The organism is Pectobacterium aroidearum (assembly GCF_041228105.1).
GTDB classification, from domain to species: domain Bacteria; phylum Pseudomonadota; class Gammaproteobacteria; order Enterobacterales; family Enterobacteriaceae; genus Pectobacterium; species Pectobacterium aroidearum.
Genome location: NZ_CP166097.1, coordinates 700629 through 716415 on the forward strand (window position 1 = coordinate 700629; position 15787 = coordinate 716415).

The window sequence follows — 15787 nt, forward strand, 5'->3', positions numbered from 1 at the left end:
GAAATCGAGAATCTAATGAGTGACTATAAGACTACCCTGAACTTGCCGGAAACAGGGTTCCCGATGCGTGGCGATCTGGCCAAGCGCGAACCTGACATGCTGAAACGTTGGTATGAACAGGATCTGTACGGGATTATTCGCAATGCGAAGAAGGGAAAGAAGACCTTCATTCTGCACGATGGCCCTCCGTACGCGAACGGCAGCATTCACATTGGTCACTCAGTTAACAAGATTCTGAAAGATATTATCGTTAAATCGAAAGGCCTGTCTGGCTACGATTCCCCTTATGTGCCGGGCTGGGACTGCCACGGTTTGCCGATTGAATTGAAAGTAGAGCAGTTGATCGGTAAGCCGGGTGAGAAAGTCAGCGCGGCAGAATTCCGTGCGGAGTGCCGTAAATATGCGGCAGAGCAGGTTGCCGGTCAGAAAGCCGACTTTATTCGTCTCGGCGTGTTGGGTGACTGGGATCGTCCTTACCTGACGATGGATTTCAAAACCGAAGCGAACATCATTCGTGCGCTGGGTCGCATCATTGAAAACGGCCACCTGCACAAGGGGGCTAAGCCAGTTCACTGGTGTGCTGATTGTGGTTCCGCACTGGCGGAAGCGGAAGTTGAATATTACGACAAAACCTCTCCATCCATTGATGTGGCGTTCAACGCTAGCGATGTAGCGGCGGTATTAGCTAAATTTGGCGTGAGCAGCGTAGACGGCCCTGTTTCGCTGGTGATCTGGACGACGACGCCGTGGACGTTGCCAGCAAACCGTGCGATCTCGCTGAATGCAGAGTTCGATTATCAATTGGTGCAAATTGACGGTCAGGCGTTGATTCTGGCGGCCGATCTGGTTGAAAGCGTGATGAAACGCGTAGGTGTGACCCAGTGGACAGTGCTGGGTGACTGCAAAGGCGCGGATCTTGAGCTGCTGCGTTTCAAGCATCCGTTCCTGAGCTTCGACGTACCAGCTATTCTGGGCGATCACGTAACGCTGGATGCAGGTACCGGTGCGGTGCATACCGCCGGTGGTCACGGTCCTGACGACTATGTGATCAGCCAAAAATACAATCTGGAAATCGCTAACCCGGTGGGGCCGAATGGTTGTTACCTGAGCGGTACCTATCCTGAACTGGATGGCAAATTCGTTTTCAAAGCTAACGATCTGATCGTTGAAATCCTGCGTGAAAAAGGCATGTTGCTGCACGTAGAGAAATTACAGCATAGCTATCCATGCTGCTGGCGTCATAAGTCGCCAATCATTTTCCGTGCGACGCCACAGTGGTTTGTCAGCATGGATCAAAAAGGCCTGCGTAAGCAGTCGCTGTCTGAAATCAAAGGCGTGCAGTGGATCCCGGATTGGGGTCAGGCGCGTATCGAAGCGATGGTCGCCAACCGTCCTGACTGGTGTATTTCCCGTCAGCGTACCTGGGGTGTACCAATGTCGCTGTTCGTCCACAAAGAGACAGAAGAGCTGCATCCGCGTACCGCTGAACTGATTGAAGCGGTGGCAAAACGTGTTGAAGCCGACGGTATTCAGGCATGGTGGGATCTCGATCCGGCCGATGTGCTGGGCGCTGACGCTGATAGCTACGTCAAAGTGCCAGACACGCTGGATGTGTGGTTCGATTCAGGATCGACGCACGCGTCCGTGGTTGATGTCCGTCCTGAGTTCGGTGGCCACGCGGCAGATATGTATCTGGAAGGTTCTGACCAGCATCGTGGCTGGTTCATGTCTTCTCTGATGATCTCTACGGCGATCAAAGGCAAAGCGCCTTACCGTCAGGTGCTGACTCACGGTTTCACCGTGGATGGTCAGGGACGCAAAATGTCCAAGTCTATCGGCAATACCGTTAGCCCACAGGACGTAATGAACAAGCTGGGTGCCGACATTCTGCGCCTGTGGATCGGTTCAACGGATTACTCCGGTGAAATCGCGGTATCCGATGAGATCCTGAAGCGTTCTGCCGATGCCTATCGCCGCATTCGTAACACCGCACGCTTCCTGTTGGCGAACCTGAACGGGTTCGATCCACAGAAAGATAGCGTGAAACCAGAAGATATGGTGGTGCTGGATCGCTGGGCGGTTGGCTGTGCGAAAGCCGCGCAGGAAGAGATTCTCGAAGCGTATGAAAGCTATGATTTCCACCGCGTCGTACAACGTCTGATGCAGTTCTGCTCGATCGAGATGGGATCGTTCTATCTGGATATCATTAAAGATCGTCAGTACACGGCAAAAAGCGACAGCGTTGCACGCCGTAGCTGCCAGACTGCGCTATACCATATCTCAGAAGCGCTGGTACGTTGGATGGCACCGATTATGTCCTTCACGGCTGATGAAATCTGGAGCTACCTGCCGGGCGAACGTGCGCAGTACGTGTTTACCGAAGAATGGTATGACGGTTTGTTCGGGCTGGATGCTTCGGAAACCATGAACGATGCGTTCTGGGCCGATATCCTGAAAGTACGTAGCGAAGTGAACAAAGTCATCGAGCAGGCGCGTAATGATAAGCGCATCGGTGGATCGCTGGAAGCCTCCGTCACGCTGTACGCCGACGCTAATCTGGCGGGCAAACTGAACCAGCTGCGTCAGGAACTGCACTTCGCGCTGTTGACGTCAAAAGCGCTGGTTGAGCGTTATGAAAATGCGCCGGATAGCGCGCAGGCAACGGAACTCACTGGACTGAAAATTGCCTTAAGTGAGGCAGAAGGGCACAAGTGCCCACGCTGCTGGCATTACGAGACGGATATCGGTAGCAACGCCGATCATCCTGAAGTGTGTGGTCGCTGTGCGACTAACGTGGGCGGTAACGGCGAAGAGCGTAAATTTGTCTGATGAATAAAATCTGTTCGAGTGGACTGCGCTGGCTCTGGCTGGCGATACTGGTTTTAGTTATCGATCTTGGCAGCAAGCAGTGGATCCTTGCCCACTTTGCGCTGGGGGATACGGTGCCAGTGATGCCTTCTCTGAATCTGCATTACGCCCGTAACTACGGCGCAGCATTCAGCTTCCTGGCGGATAAAGGCGGTTGGCAACGCTGGTTCTTTGCCGGTATCGCGATTGCTATCGTGGTTGCGCTGCTGGTGATGATGTATCGTGGCAGCGTCAAACACAGGCTGAATAATATTGCGTATTCGCTGATTATCGGTGGCGCATTGGGCAATCTGTTTGACCGCACATGGCATGGATTTGTCGTCGACTTCATCGATTTCTATGTCGGTGACTGGCACTTTGCCACGTTTAACCTGGCCGATACCGCCATCTGTATTGGTGCAGCGCTCATCGTACTGGAAGGGTTTTTCAGTACGCATGATGATACTGATACCGTTAAGCAAAAGGGTCACTGATGTCTGAGACTGTGCAGCACAACAGCGCGCTGCTGGTGCATTTTATTCTTACGCTGGAGGATGGCTCCACGGCCGAATCTACGCGTGAGCGCGGCAAGCCAGCGCTGTTTCGCCTTGGCGATAGCAGCCTGTCTGAGGCGCTGGAACAAAATCTGTTGGGATTGAAGCGTGGCGATAAACGTAAGTTTACGCTGCCGCCGGAGTCGGCCTTTGGGCCGACCAATCCAAACCTGATCCAGTTCTTCTTGCGTCGTGATTTCGCTCAGACCGGCGTGCCGGATGTTGGCACCATCATGCTGTTCAGCGGCGTTGCTGGGAATGATATGCCGGGGATTATCCGCGATGTGACCGAGGAATCGGTCACTGTGGATTTCAACCATCCCTTATCCGGTCAGGCGATTACCTTCGATCTCGAGGTGTTGGATATCGATCCCGTAGAACAGGAGGTGTCTCATGCAGATCCTGCTGGCTAATCCACGCGGCTTTTGTGCCGGTGTCGATCGTGCTATCAGCATTGTGGAACGTGCGCTGGAGCTTTTTGGTACGCCGATCTATGTCCGTCATGAAGTGGTACATAACCGCTATGTGGTTAACGGATTACGCGAACGTGGTGCGATATTTATTGAGCAGATTGAAGACGTGCCGGACGGTGCGATTCTTATTTTCTCTGCGCATGGCGTCTCGCAAGCGGTACGTAATGAAGCAAAAAGCCGTGACCTGACGGTATTCGATGCAACGTGCCCGCTGGTAACCAAAGTACATATGGAAGTGGCCAGAGCCAGTAAGAAAGGCATAGAAGCGATTCTTATCGGGCATGCTGGACACCCTGAAGTTGAAGGGACGATGGGGCAGTACAGCAATGCGGATGGTGGCATGTATCTGGTGGAATCCCCCGAGGATGTCTGGCAGCTACAGGTAAAAGACGAAAGTAACCTGTGCTTTATGACGCAGACTACGCTTTCGGTTGATGACACCTATGCGGTGATTGATGCGCTGCGTGAGCGTTTCCCGCAGATTGTTGGTCCGCGTAAAGATGATATCTGCTATGCCACGACCAACCGTCAGGAAGCTGTTCGCCATTTGTCGGATAAGGCTGATGTCGTCTTCGTTGTGGGCTCTAAAAATTCCTCAAACTCCAACCGTCTTGCTGAATTGGCACAGAGAGCAGGGAAGGCGGCTTATCTGATTGATTCAGCGGAAGACATCCAGGAGTCATGGGTGGATGGTGCTTCGCATGTTGGAGTAACCGCAGGCGCATCCGCACCGGATATTCTGGTACAACAGGTGATCCAGCGGCTGAAAGCATTAGGCGGCAAGGTTGCTGTTGAAATGCAGGGACGTGAAGAAAATATCGTCTTTGAAGTACCGAAAGAACTGCGTGTTGAAGTCAAACAGGTCGATTAGCGCTGTTTCTGCGATAGGGCTTCGGCTCTATCGCTTTTATTCCCTTCCGCTTTCTCTCCTTGTATTCCCTCATGAAAGTGTTAATGCATAAAAATGAATTTTTATGCGTTATGGCATATGGTTTATTTTTGACCTTCCCTGCATGTCTTCAAACGCCTTACGGCTTTTCATCACTTCCAGACGCGATTCTGCTGGCTGTGGTGAGACAGTTTTGCTGATTTTCTGAGGCTTCAAACAGTATTTTCTAATCTGGCGGTAAATCTGCTGGCGATAGTGTGCAGCGCCCGTTAACCTGATGTTATTTTTATGTCGTCAGGATCAAAAAGAGAGAGACATTATGAAGGATTCATCCATCCGTATTGCGGTTGTAGGTGCGGGCGGCCGTATGGGACGCCAGCTGATTCAGGCCATCGAGCAAATGGACGGTGTGGTATTGGGCGCGGCGCTGGAACGTTCTGGTTCGTCTCTGATTGGGAGCGATGCCGGTGAGCTTGCCGGGCTCGGTAAAAGCGGTATTACCGTGAAGGAAAGCCTGGATGCTGTGCAGAATGATTTCGATATTTTGATCGACTTCACTCGCCCTGAAGGCACATTAGCACATCTGGCATTTTGCCATCAGCACCGTAAGGGCATGATTATTGGGACAACCGGCTTTGATGACGCAGGGAAGGCGGCGATAAAGCAGGCTGCACAGGATATCGGGATTGTGTTCGCAGCGAACTTCAGCGTCGGCGTCAATGTCATGCTGAAGCTGCTGGAAAAAGCCGCCAAGGTCATGGGTGACTATACTGATATCGAAATCATTGAAGCACACCATCGCCACAAAGTGGATGCGCCGTCTGGCACCGCGCTGGCGATGGGCGAGGCGATTGCCGATGCGTTGGGGCGCGATCTGAAGTCTTGTGCCGTGTATGCGCGTGAAGGTCATACAGGTGAACGCGATCCGAAAAGCATTGGTTTTGCGACCGTGCGTGCGGGTGACATTGTCGGTGAACATACTGCGATGTTTGCTGATATTGGCGAGCGCGTCGAGATTACCCACAAGGCATCCAGTCGTATGACGTTTGCCAATGGTGCGGTAAGAGCTGCTATCTGGATTAGCTCGAAAGAAAGCGGTCTTTTCGATATGAGAGATGTGCTTTCTCTGGATGATTTATAGTTTTTAATTTTTTATAAAAAATTATACGTTATTGATAAAGGTGGTTATTTTTACTATCACCTTTATTTTTAAGCTTTTGGTTTGAATTTTTAATTATTACTCGTTTTTATCTAATTTTTATTCGTGTTTTTAGCGGTAATCCTTTCCCTTTACTCCTGAAATGCCCTCTGCTGGCGATTTGTTATTCGTATTTTAACGATATTGCCTCGCAACCGTTTACTTATCTGAGTTGATGTAGGTTTTTACGTCAGTGGGCAGCTATTTATTTCGGAAAGCATAAAAATAAGAGAAAAAAAGCGGTTTGGGTAGACAATCAGGAAGACCATCATTAAAATGCGCCCAATTTGCCAAAAATTGGCCTTACAGGTAGTTTTTGCATTGATTTAGTGGCTCGAATCTGAATTAATATGCAAATAACGTGATTGTTTATTCCTTGGAGGGTGTTTTGATTAAGTCAGCGCTATTGGTTCTGGAAGACGGAACCCAATTCCACGGTCGGGCCATTGGGGCAGAAGGGTCGGCAGTGGGGGAAGTGGTCTTCAATACGTCGATGACCGGTTATCAAGAAATCCTTACTGATCCTTCCTATTCCCGCCAGATTGTCACTCTCACTTATCCCCATATCGGTAATGTCGGCGCCAATGCCAACGATGAAGAATCCCCCTCTGTACAGGCTCAAGGTCTGGTTATTCGCGATTTACCTCTGATTGCCAGCAACTACCGTAGTGAAGAAAGCCTGTCTGAATACCTCAAACGCAACAACATTGTCGCCATTGCTGATATCGATACCCGTAAACTGACCCGTCTGCTGCGTGAAAAAGGCGCACAGAATGGCTGCATCATCGCGGGCGATGCGCCGGATGCCGCTGTTGCGCTGGAGAAAGCGAAAGCGTTCCCAGGGCTGAAAGGGATGGATTTGGCAAAAGAAGTGACGACGGCAGAAAGCTACAGCTGGTTACAGGGAAGCTGGACGCTGGAAGGCGAATTGCCTGCGGCGAAAAACGAAAGTGAGCTGCCTTACCACGTCGTGGCCTATGACTACGGTGTGAAACGCAACATTCTGCGTATGCTGGTGGATCGCGGCTGCCGTCTGACGGTTGTTCCGGCGCAGACACCCGCCGAAGATGTGCTGAAACTGAATCCAGACGGCATTTTCCTCTCTAACGGCCCGGGCGACCCAGAGCCGTGTGATTACGCGATTCGCGCGATTAAAACCTTCCTGGACACGGATATTCCGGTATTCGGTATCTGCCTGGGTCACCAACTGCTGGCGCTGGCGAGCGGTGCGAAGACCATCAAAATGAAGCTGGGTCACCACGGCGGTAACCATCCGGTAAAAGATCTGGATAACAACTGTGTGATGATCACCGCGCAAAACCACGGCTTTGCGGTGGATGAAAATAATCTGCCTGATACGCTGCGCGTTACGCATAAATCCCTGTTTGACCACACGGTTCAGGGGATTCACCGCACGGATAAGCCAGCGTTCAGCTTCCAGGGTCACCCAGAAGCCAGCCCGGGCCCGCATGATGCTGCGCCGCTGTTCGACCACTTTATTGACTTGATTCAGACTTACCGTTCTTCAGCTAAATAATCAGGAGCGAGAAAATGCCAAAACGTACAGATATTAAAAGCATCCTGATTCTGGGCGCAGGCCCGATTGTTATCGGCCAGGCGTGTGAGTTTGACTACTCGGGTGCACAAGCCTGTAAAGCACTGCGCGAAGAGGGCTACCGCGTTATTCTGGTGAACTCTAACCCGGCAACCATCATGACCGACCCGGAAATGGCCGATGCGACCTACATCGAGCCGATTCACTGGGAAGTGGTGCGTAAAATCATTGAAAAAGAGCGTCCAGATGCGGTGCTGCCAACGATGGGCGGCCAGACCGCGCTGAACTGTGCGCTGGAGCTGGAACGTCAGGGCGTGCTGGCCGAGTTCGGCGTCACCATGATTGGTGCAACGGCGGATGCGATTGATAAAGCAGAAGATCGTCGTCGTTTTGACGTCGCGATGAAGAAGATCGGTCTGGACACGGCGCGTTCTGGTATCGCTCACACAATGGAAGAAGCACTGGCTGTGGCGGCTGACGTTGGCTTCCCGTGCATCATCCGTCCTTCCTTCACCATGGGCGGCACCGGCGGCGGTATCGCTTACAACCGCGAAGAGTTTGAAGAGATCTGCGAACGCGGTCTGGATCTTTCACCAACCAAAGAGCTGCTGATTGATGAATCGCTGATCGGTTGGAAAGAGTATGAGATGGAAGTGGTGCGTGATAAGAACGACAACTGCATCATCGTCTGCTCCATCGAAAACTTCGATGCGATGGGGATCCACACGGGTGACTCCATCACCGTCGCACCGGCGCAAACGCTGACCGATAAAGAATATCAAATCATGCGTAACGCCTCGATGGCGGTACTGCGTGAAATTGGCGTAGAAACCGGCGGTTCCAACGTTCAGTTCTCGGTGAACCCGAAAACTGGCCGTCTGATCGTGATTGAAATGAACCCGCGCGTATCGCGTTCTTCCGCGCTGGCGTCTAAAGCTACGGGTTTCCCGATTGCGAAAATTGCGGCCAAACTGGCGGTGGGGTACACGCTTGATGAACTGATGAATGACATCACTGGTGGCCGTACACCAGCGTCCTTCGAGCCAGCCATTGACTACGTTGTTACCAAGATTCCACGTTTCAACTTCGAAAAATTCGCGGGTGCCAATGACCGTCTGACCACGCAGATGAAATCGGTGGGTGAAGTGATGGCGATTGGTCGCACACAGCAGGAATCCCTGCAGAAAGCGCTGCGCGGGCTGGAAGTCGGCGCAACGGGCTTCGATCCGAAAGTGGATTTAGATGACCCTGAAGCGCTGACCAAAATTCGCCGCGAGCTGAAAGATGCCGGCGCAGAGCGTATCTGGTACATCGCCGATGCCTTCCGCGCAGGGATGTCTGTCGATGGCGTGTTTAACCTGACCAACGTCGATCGCTGGTTCCTGGTGCAGATTGAAGAGCTGGTGCGTCTGGAAGAGCAGGTCGCAGAGAAAGGTGCAACCGCATTGGATGCCGAATTCCTGCGTACGCTGAAGCGTAAAGGCTTTGCTGATGCGCGTCTGGCTAAACTGGCTGGCGTGGCGGAAAGCGAAATTCGCAAACTGCGCGATAAATTCAACCTGCATCCGGTCTATAAGCGCGTCGACACCTGTGCGGCAGAATTCGCCACCGATACGGCTTACATGTACTCCACGTATGAAGAAGAGTGTGAAGCTAACCCGACTCAGGATCGTGACAAAATCATGGTGCTGGGCGGGGGACCTAACCGTATCGGTCAGGGGATCGAATTTGACTACTGCTGCGTCCACGCTTCGCTGGCGCTGCGTGAAGATGGTTATGAAACCATCATGGTCAACTGTAACCCGGAAACCGTTTCAACAGACTACGATACGTCTGACCGCTTGTACTTCGAGCCGGTAACGTTTGAAGATGTGCTGGAAATCGTCCGTATCGAGAAGCCAAAGGGCGTTATCGTGCAGTACGGTGGCCAGACGCCGCTGAAACTGGCGCGTGCGCTGGAAGCGGCAGGTGTGCCGGTTATCGGCACCAGCCCGGACGCGATTGACCGTGCAGAAGACCGCGAGCGTTTCCAACAGGCTGTGAATCGCCTTGGACTGAAGCAACCGGCTAATGCCACGGTAGCAACGATTGAGCAGGCGGTAGAAAAAGCGCGCGGCATCGGTTACCCGCTGGTCGTCCGTCCTTCTTATGTTCTGGGCGGTCGTGCGATGGAAATCGTGTATGACGAAATCGACCTGCGTCGCTACTTCCAGACTGCCGTTAGCGTCTCCAACGATGCCCCAGTACTGTTAGACCGCTTCCTTGATGATGCTATCGAAGTTGACGTTGATGCGATCTGTGACGGCGAACGCGTGCTGATTGGCGGCATCATGGAGCACATCGAACAGGCGGGCGTTCACTCCGGTGACTCGGCTTGTTCACTGCCGGCTTACACGCTGAGCAAAGAGATTCAGGACGTGATGCGTCAGCAGGTTGAGAAACTGGCGTTTGAACTTTGCGTTCGCGGTCTGATGAACGTGCAGTTCGCGGTGAAGGATAACGAAGTTTATCTGATTGAAGTGAACCCACGTGCCGCGCGTACCGTACCGTTTGTCTCGAAAGCGACGGGCGTTCCGTTGGCGAAAGTCGCGGCACGCGTGATGGCAGGCAAAACGCTGGCTGAGCAGGGCGTCACCAAAGAAATCATCCCGCCGTACTACTCGGTGAAAGAAGTGGTGCTGCCGTTCAACAAATTCCCTGGCGTTGACCCGATTCTGGGGCCAGAAATGCGTTCGACTGGGGAAGTGATGGGCGTTGGCCGCACGTTCGCTGAAGCGTTTGCCAAGGCGATGCTGGGCAGCAATTCGCACATGAAGAAAACCGGACGTGCGCTACTGTCGGTGCGTGAAGGCGACAAAGCGCGCGTGGTGGATCTGGCGGCCAAACTGCTGAAGCACGGCTTTGAGCTGGATGCGACGCACGGTACGGCGATTGAACTGGGTGAAGCGGGCATTAATCCGCGTCTGGTGAACAAGGTGCATGAAGGTCGTCCGCACATTCAGGACCGCATCAAGAACGGCGAGTACACCTACATCGTCAACACCACCGCAGGGCGTCAGGCGATTGAAGACTCCAAGCTGATTCGCCGCAGTGCGCTGCAATACAAGGTGCATTACGACACGACGCTGAACGGCGGTTTCGCCACGGCAATGTCGTTGACGGCCGATCCGACGGAGAAGGTCACCTCCGTGCAGGAAATGCATGCGATGATTAAAGGCTGATTGACCGACCTCGGTAGACAATAAGCTGATGATGAAAGCCAGCGTTGGTAACAGCGCTGGCTTTTTTGTATTTTTGTTTAGCCTGAAATCCTCTTTCCAGCCACTCTGTTTTGAGGCAGGTATTGAGCAGGTTTCCTATGCCTGATATCAGGGTGAGATGATGTCCAGAACGCAGCGTTTGCTTGAGCTTTTACAGATATTACGCCATCACCGGTTTCCCGTAACAGGGGCGTATTTGGCGGAAAAGTTAAGTGTGAGCCAGAGAACGGTCTATCGTGATATTGCCACGCTACAGTTGCAGGGAGCGCATATTGAGGGAGAGGCGGGATTAGGTTATATCCTGCGCCCAGGGTTCATTCTGCCTCCTCTGATGTTTTCAGAAGAGGAAATTGAAGCATTAGTGTTGGGCTCGCGCTGGGTCGTCCGAAGAACAGATGAGCGTTTGGCGGGGGCAGCCCGTAATGCGTTGATGAAGATTGCCGCGGTATTACCACCAGAGTTGCGTAACGCGCTTGATTCTTCAGGACTATTAGTGGGTAAGGCGGAATTTACTCCTGCTGTTGTTATCGACTTATCAGCCTTACGTCACGCTATTCGGGCAGAACGTCGCACGGAGATTGCTTATTGTGACCTTCAGGGCAATGAGTCTCTCCGAATTATCTGGCCGTTTGCATTGGGATTTTTCGATCAAACGCATGTGATTGCCGCCTGGTGCGAACGCCGTCAGCAGTTTCGTCATTTCAGGGCTGAACGCATCCGTAGTATGACGGTGTTGGAGCAGCGTTATCCTCGTCGTCGCCAGCAGTTATTAAAAGAATGGCATGAAAAAGAGGACATTCCTCAGCAGTAATGGCTACTGACAGAAATTGACATCAGTGCGTACTACGATGCATTCAGGCAAGCAGAAGCCTTCTGCTTATTACCCACCTGATTACAGGGAGTCTCTGATGAACGCACCAAATTTTATTATTTTATATGTGGAAGATGCCGTTACCAGCGAACGTTTCTATCGTGAACTATTTGATTTTCAGCCTGTTGAGAAGTCGGAAAACTTTGCCATGTTTGCCTTTGACTCAGGGCTGTTATTGGGGTTGTGGTCTAAGCATGAGGTTAAACCGCTAACTCAACTGGCGGGCGGTGGTAGCGAATTAGCCATTCGTGTCGAGAGTGAGGTCGCACTGAACGCGATTTATGAAAACTGGAAGGCACGGGATATAACTATCGCTCAGGATATCACCCAGATGGATTTTGGCCTGACATTCGTAGCACTCGATCCCGATCACCATCGGTTACGTGTTTATTATGCCAGCTACTAAGCTAGCGTCAGGATAAGAACATAACCCCTTCGGTGAAAATCGAGGGGGTTTTTATATCAATCCAGACGGCGACAGGCGAGCAAGCCTAGTGGCAATCTCACCCCAGTGCCACCTTGATGCCCAATGCGATCAATACCGTTCCTAGCAGCTTATCCACCAGTTTTTGCACTTTAGCCAACCCACGCCGCACGGGTTCGCTTTGGAAAAGCAGAACTAACAGCGGCCACCAGACGGCAGATAGCAGCAAGATAATCATGGCGTACCACAGCTTTTCACCGATGCCGGAGTGAATATTCAAAACCTGCGTGAACATCGCCAGAAAGAACAGTGTGGCCTTTGGATTAAGCAGGTTGCAGAGGTAACCTTGCAGGAACGCTTTTTTCAGGCTGACGCTTTGTTGTACCAGATTTGATACGTCCATCTTGCTGCCACCGCGCGCGAATAACGCTTGAATACCGATCCAGATCAGATAGGCGGCGCCTGCATATTTCAGTACATTAAACAGCCACGGTGTAGTGGTGATGACGACGGCGAGCCCGGCGACGCAGTACGCCATATGGGTTGCTACACCGCAGACTACGCCGAACGCGGTCATCAGCGCGGCGACGCGCGGGTAACGCGCGGCATTCCTGATGACGAGGAAAAAGTCGGGGCCGGGAGATATCATGCCCAGCGTGGCGATGGTCGCGACAAACAGCGATGTTTCTAACATGATCATTCCTGAGCGTGAAAAGAGTAATGTCGCTTGAAATGATAGCGCCAGAATAATGAATTCGCATCACACTTATTGGTTATTCGGCGGCGATATGTTAACAATTGTCCTTTCATTTTTTGTGGTTAATTTCAGGGGCGGGTTGAGATAACAACATGGTCAGTGAATGTGAGAACCGTGAATTACTAAGTAATACAAAACGGATGGGTGAAGCGCCGCAGCAGCGGGAAATAACCCGCTTGTGCATCCAGTGCGCGCTACTGCTGTTACAACATGGCGCGGAGAGTATGGTCGTGGAACAACTATCATCACGGTTGGGCATGGCGCTCGGCGCTGATAGCGTAGAAAGTTCAATCTCGGCCAATTCCATTGTCCTGACCACCATCATGCAAGGGCATTGCCTGACGTCGACGCGGAAGAATGTGGACCGCGGCATTAATATGCACGTCGTCATTGAGGTGCAGCATGCGGTCATCATGGCCGAGCATAAACTGCTGGATGTAGCGGGTGTGGAAAAGCGTCTGGGGAATATCAAACCCTTGCGCTACCCGCGCTGGCTGATGGTTACCGTTGTGGCGCTTTCCTGCGGCTGCTTCAGCCGTTTGAACGGCGGCGGGTGGGATGCGTTTATCGTCACGCTGATTGCCAGCGGCCTGGCGATGTACGTCCGACAGGTCTTTACGGCACGACACCTGAATCCGTTGATCAACTTCTGTATTACGGCGTTTGTCGCGACGTCGGCATCTGGCCTGTTGATGCGTTTACCTGCGTTTTCTCAAACCTCGACGGTGGCGATGGCTGCGAGCGTGCTGCTGCTGGTGCCGGGGTTCCCGTTGATTAACGCCGTGGCGGATATGTTTAAAGGGCATGTGAATACCGGCCTGGCACGCTGGACGGTCGCGAGTTTGCTGACGTTGGCAACCTGTATTGGTGTGGTGATGGCGATGTCACTGTGGGGGTTACGCGGATGGGCTTAAGTTTACTGTGGGCGCTCTTGCAGGATATGGCGCTGGCGGCGGTCCCTGCATTGGGGTTTGCAATGGTCTTCAACGTACCGCTGAAAGTGCTGCCTTACTGCGCGTTGCTGGGCGGCGTCGGGCACGGCGTACGGTTTCTGGCGATGCATTTCGGTATGAATATCGAATGGGCGTCGTTTCTGGCGGCGATCCTGATTGGTATCATCGGTATTCGCTGGTCACGCTGGCTGCTGGCACACCCGAAAGTCTTTACCGTAGCGGCCGTGATCCCGATGTTTCCCGGTATTTCCGCCTACACGGCAATGATTTCGGTGGTGGAGATTTCGCATCTTGGCTACAGCGAAGCGCTGATGAGCGTGATGATAACCAATTTTCTGAAGGCCAGTTTTATCGTTGGTGCGCTCTCTATCGGCCTGTCTTTACCGGGAATCTGGCTCTACCGTAAACGGCCGGGAGTATAAAACTCTTATATTACACTTCCGCCGAGTCTTGATATCGACGAGCGAAAGGGCTTTCCGTATAGTGTCAGCAATTTTCTGACCTACAGGGTTTTTTCACCATGGTTATTAGTTTGATTGCTGCACTGGCAGTGGATCGCGTGATCGGTATGGAAAACGCGATGCCGTGGCATTTGCCCGCCGATCTGGCATGGTTTAAGCGTAATACGCTTAATAAGCCGATTATTATGGGGCGTAATACTTTTCGTTCTATCGGTCAGCCGCTGCCCGGCCGACTGAACATTGTCGTCAGCAATCATCCCGGTGATGACGATCGTGTGACCTGGGTTTCTTCGCTGGATGCTGCACTGGCGGCGGCGGGAGAGGTTGAGGAAGTGATGGTGATTGGCGGCGGCAGTATTTATCAGCAAATGCTGGCGCAGGCTAACCGTCTTTACCTGACGCACATTGATGCTGAAGTGGAAGGCGACACGCATTTCCCTGACTATGAGCCGGATGAATGGCAGTCTGTTTTCAGCGAATTCCATGATGCTGACGAGCGCAACTCACACAGTTACTGCTTCGAAATTCTGGAACGTCGCTAAGTGTAATAGCGCTGTCGACATACCATACTCGCCAAACCCGCCTTGTGCGGGTTTTTTCGTTTTCTGACCCGATGTTTTTAATTTGCCGTCTGGCAGCTTTCCCAAATGGCGTTTCTCAGCCAGCGATGCGCAGGATCGCTCCCGCGTCGCGTGTGCCATACCTGCTGGAAGGCAAAGTCGGGTATCGTGAACGGAGGCGGAAAAATGTGCAAATCTGGCGTATTGATTCGTGCCATGCTACGCCGCGCGGCAGTCAATATCAGGTCAGTTCCGGCAATGAGGTTGATGGCGGCATGCCAGTGGGGCAGCGTCAGTACGACATTGCGCGACAGGCCGTTTGCGGTCAGCGTGTTGTCAATTTCATTGGCAGAATCAGGATGCATGGTGACCAGAACATGTGGCCGATCCAGCCATGCCTCAAGCGACAGCGTACCGTTTTCTGACAGCGTGGCACGGTCAGCCAGACAGGCAAACTGCTCTTCAAAGAGGAGCTCGGCGTGCACCTCGGGTGGGCGTGTGGGGAAAACGCCGAGGCCTAAATCGATTTCTCCATCAATCAACTGTGCCAGCATCATTTCACGGCCTGCATGGCTGACGGCCAGCGAAATACCGGGGGCCTGTGTGCGTAGATACCTCATGAGCGTAGGCAAGACGGCATTCGTACCGTAATCGGAGAGCGCTAAACGGAAATGCCGCGTGGTATGGCGCGGATCGAACTGCGGCGCTTGAATCAGCCCATTCAGTTGATCCAGCGCCTGTTCCAGCGGATCGAGTAGCGCCTGAGCGCGGGTCGTCAGCGTCAGGCCAACTTCACGCCGGACTAGCAGCGGATCGTTAAAAATCTGGCGCAGCTGTGCTAATGAATGACTGACGGCAGGCTGACTGCGGTGCAGGCGCAGCGCTGCCCGCGTGACGTGTTTTTCCGTCAACAGCGCGTGCAGTGTTAACAACAGATTCATATCGATACGCCGCAAATCATCCATTCTATGCATACCTTACGTAT

Annotated in this window: 14 protein-coding genes; 12 read left to right on the forward strand and 2 right to left on the reverse strand. The window is 52.7% G+C overall.

Features of this window, described 5'->3' with window-relative positions; all coding sequences use genetic code 11:
* The first annotated feature begins 15 nt into the window (after positions 1-15).
* From ileS to AB8809_RS03230, 9 genes are all read left to right on the forward strand, one after another.
* Entirely contained in the window at positions 16-2829 is a 2814-nt protein-coding gene (gene ileS, locus AB8809_RS03190; protein ID WP_349854577.1) for an isoleucine--tRNA ligase, read from the forward strand.
* The gene (lspA, locus tag AB8809_RS03195; RefSeq protein ID WP_155116488.1) at positions 2826-3341 is read left to right on the forward strand and encodes a signal peptidase II; all 516 of its coding nucleotides are present in this window, start codon (positions 2826-2828) and stop codon (positions 3339-3341) included. Before ileS ends, lspA begins: the two co-directional genes overlap by 4 nt.
* Positions 3341-3814, forward strand: coding sequence for an FKBP-type peptidyl-prolyl cis-trans isomerase (gene fkpB, locus AB8809_RS03200; RefSeq protein WP_180776758.1), 474 nt, complete (start codon positions 3341-3343; stop codon positions 3812-3814). Before lspA ends, fkpB begins: the two co-directional genes overlap by 1 nt.
* Positions 3795-4745 carry a 4-hydroxy-3-methylbut-2-enyl diphosphate reductase gene (gene ispH, locus AB8809_RS03205; protein ID WP_181847219.1) on the forward strand — a complete coding sequence of 317 codons (951 nt, stop codon included), beginning with the start codon at positions 3795-3797 and terminating at the stop codon, positions 4743-4745. The genes fkpB and ispH overlap by 20 nt, the downstream gene beginning before the upstream one ends.
* A 337-nt stretch (positions 4746-5082) precedes the next feature.
* Positions 5083-5904, forward strand: coding sequence for a 4-hydroxy-tetrahydrodipicolinate reductase (gene dapB / locus AB8809_RS03210; RefSeq protein ID WP_181847218.1), 822 nt, complete (start codon positions 5083-5085; stop codon positions 5902-5904).
* A 445-nt stretch (positions 5905-6349) separates the two neighbouring features.
* Complete coding sequence (carA, locus tag AB8809_RS03215; RefSeq protein WP_015841779.1) at positions 6350-7498, forward strand: glutamine-hydrolyzing carbamoyl-phosphate synthase small subunit; 1149 nt, start codon at positions 6350-6352, stop codon at positions 7496-7498.
* A gap of 14 nt (positions 7499-7512) precedes the next feature.
* Positions 7513-10737, forward strand: a complete 3225-nt coding sequence (gene carB, locus AB8809_RS03220) for a carbamoyl-phosphate synthase large subunit (RefSeq protein WP_180776761.1) — start codon at positions 7513-7515, stop codon at positions 10735-10737.
* A 160-nt stretch (positions 10738-10897) separates the two neighbouring features.
* Positions 10898-11587 (forward strand): YafY family protein, encoded by a 690-nt coding sequence (locus AB8809_RS03225; protein ID WP_010681759.1) that lies wholly within the window; start codon positions 10898-10900, stop codon positions 11585-11587.
* A 97-nt stretch (positions 11588-11684) separates the two neighbouring features.
* Positions 11685-12053 (forward strand): VOC family protein, encoded by a 369-nt coding sequence (locus tag AB8809_RS03230; protein ID WP_015841776.1) that lies wholly within the window; start codon positions 11685-11687, stop codon positions 12051-12053.
* Positions 12054-12150: 97 nt separating this feature from the next.
* On the opposite strand, the gene AB8809_RS03235 is transcribed toward AB8809_RS03230, so the two are convergent.
* On the reverse strand, positions 12151-12765 hold the full coding sequence (locus AB8809_RS03235) for a LysE family transporter (protein WP_181845828.1): 615 nt from the start codon (positions 12763-12765) through the stop codon (positions 12151-12153).
* Positions 12766-12968: 203 nt separating this feature from the next.
* On the opposite strand from AB8809_RS03235, the gene AB8809_RS03240 reads away from it, so the two are divergent.
* From AB8809_RS03240 to folA, 3 genes are all read left to right on the forward strand, one after another.
* Positions 12969-13742 carry a threonine/serine exporter ThrE family protein gene (locus tag AB8809_RS03240; RefSeq protein WP_155116524.1) on the forward strand — a complete coding sequence of 258 codons (774 nt, stop codon included), beginning with the start codon at positions 12969-12971 and terminating at the stop codon, positions 13740-13742.
* Positions 13733-14203 carry a threonine/serine exporter gene (locus AB8809_RS03245; protein WP_015841773.1) on the forward strand — a complete coding sequence of 157 codons (471 nt, stop codon included), beginning with the start codon at positions 13733-13735 and terminating at the stop codon, positions 14201-14203. Before AB8809_RS03240 ends, AB8809_RS03245 begins: the two co-directional genes overlap by 10 nt.
* Before the next feature lie 98 nt (positions 14204-14301).
* On the forward strand, positions 14302-14784 hold the full coding sequence (gene folA / locus AB8809_RS03250) for a type 3 dihydrofolate reductase (protein ID WP_015841772.1): 483 nt from the start codon (positions 14302-14304) through the stop codon (positions 14782-14784).
* A gap of 77 nt (positions 14785-14861) precedes the next feature.
* Here folA and AB8809_RS03255 read toward each other — a convergent pair whose 3' ends face one another.
* A complete protein-coding gene (locus tag AB8809_RS03255; protein ID WP_349854576.1) occupies positions 14862-15767 on the reverse strand; it encodes a LysR family transcriptional regulator in 906 nt (301 codons plus the stop codon).
* Between the last annotated feature and the right edge of the window lie 20 nt (positions 15768-15787).

Bases quoted from the DNA above. Each gene is read 5' to 3' on its own strand.
- ileS (WP_349854577.1), top strand. From the start codon at position 16: ATGAGTGACTATAAGACTACCCTGAACTTGCCGGAAACAGGGTTCCCG.
- fkpB (WP_180776758.1), top strand. From the start codon at position 3,341: ATGTCTGAGACTGTGCAGCACAACAGCGCGCTGCTGGTGCATTTTATT.
- ispH (WP_181847219.1), top strand. From the start codon at position 3,795: ATGCAGATCCTGCTGGCTAATCCACGCGGCTTTTGTGCCGGTGTCGAT.
- dapB (WP_181847218.1), top strand. From the start codon at position 5,083: ATGAAGGATTCATCCATCCGTATTGCGGTTGTAGGTGCGGGCGGCCGT.
- carB (WP_180776761.1), top strand. From the start codon at position 7,513: ATGCCAAAACGTACAGATATTAAAAGCATCCTGATTCTGGGCGCAGGC.
- AB8809_RS03225 (WP_010681759.1), top strand. From the start codon at position 10,898: ATGTCCAGAACGCAGCGTTTGCTTGAGCTTTTACAGATATTACGCCAT.
- AB8809_RS03230 (WP_015841776.1), top strand. From the start codon at position 11,685: ATGAACGCACCAAATTTTATTATTTTATATGTGGAAGATGCCGTTACC.
- AB8809_RS03235 (WP_181845828.1), bottom strand. From the start codon at position 12,765: ATGTTAGAAACATCGCTGTTTGTCGCGACCATCGCCACGCTGGGCATG.
- AB8809_RS03240 (WP_155116524.1), top strand. From the start codon at position 12,969: ATGGGTGAAGCGCCGCAGCAGCGGGAAATAACCCGCTTGTGCATCCAG.
- AB8809_RS03245 (WP_015841773.1), top strand. From the start codon at position 13,733: ATGGGCTTAAGTTTACTGTGGGCGCTCTTGCAGGATATGGCGCTGGCG.
- folA (WP_015841772.1), top strand. From the start codon at position 14,302: ATGGTTATTAGTTTGATTGCTGCACTGGCAGTGGATCGCGTGATCGGT.
- AB8809_RS03255 (WP_349854576.1), bottom strand. From the start codon at position 15,767: ATGGATGATTTGCGGCGTATCGATATGAATCTGTTGTTAACACTGCAC.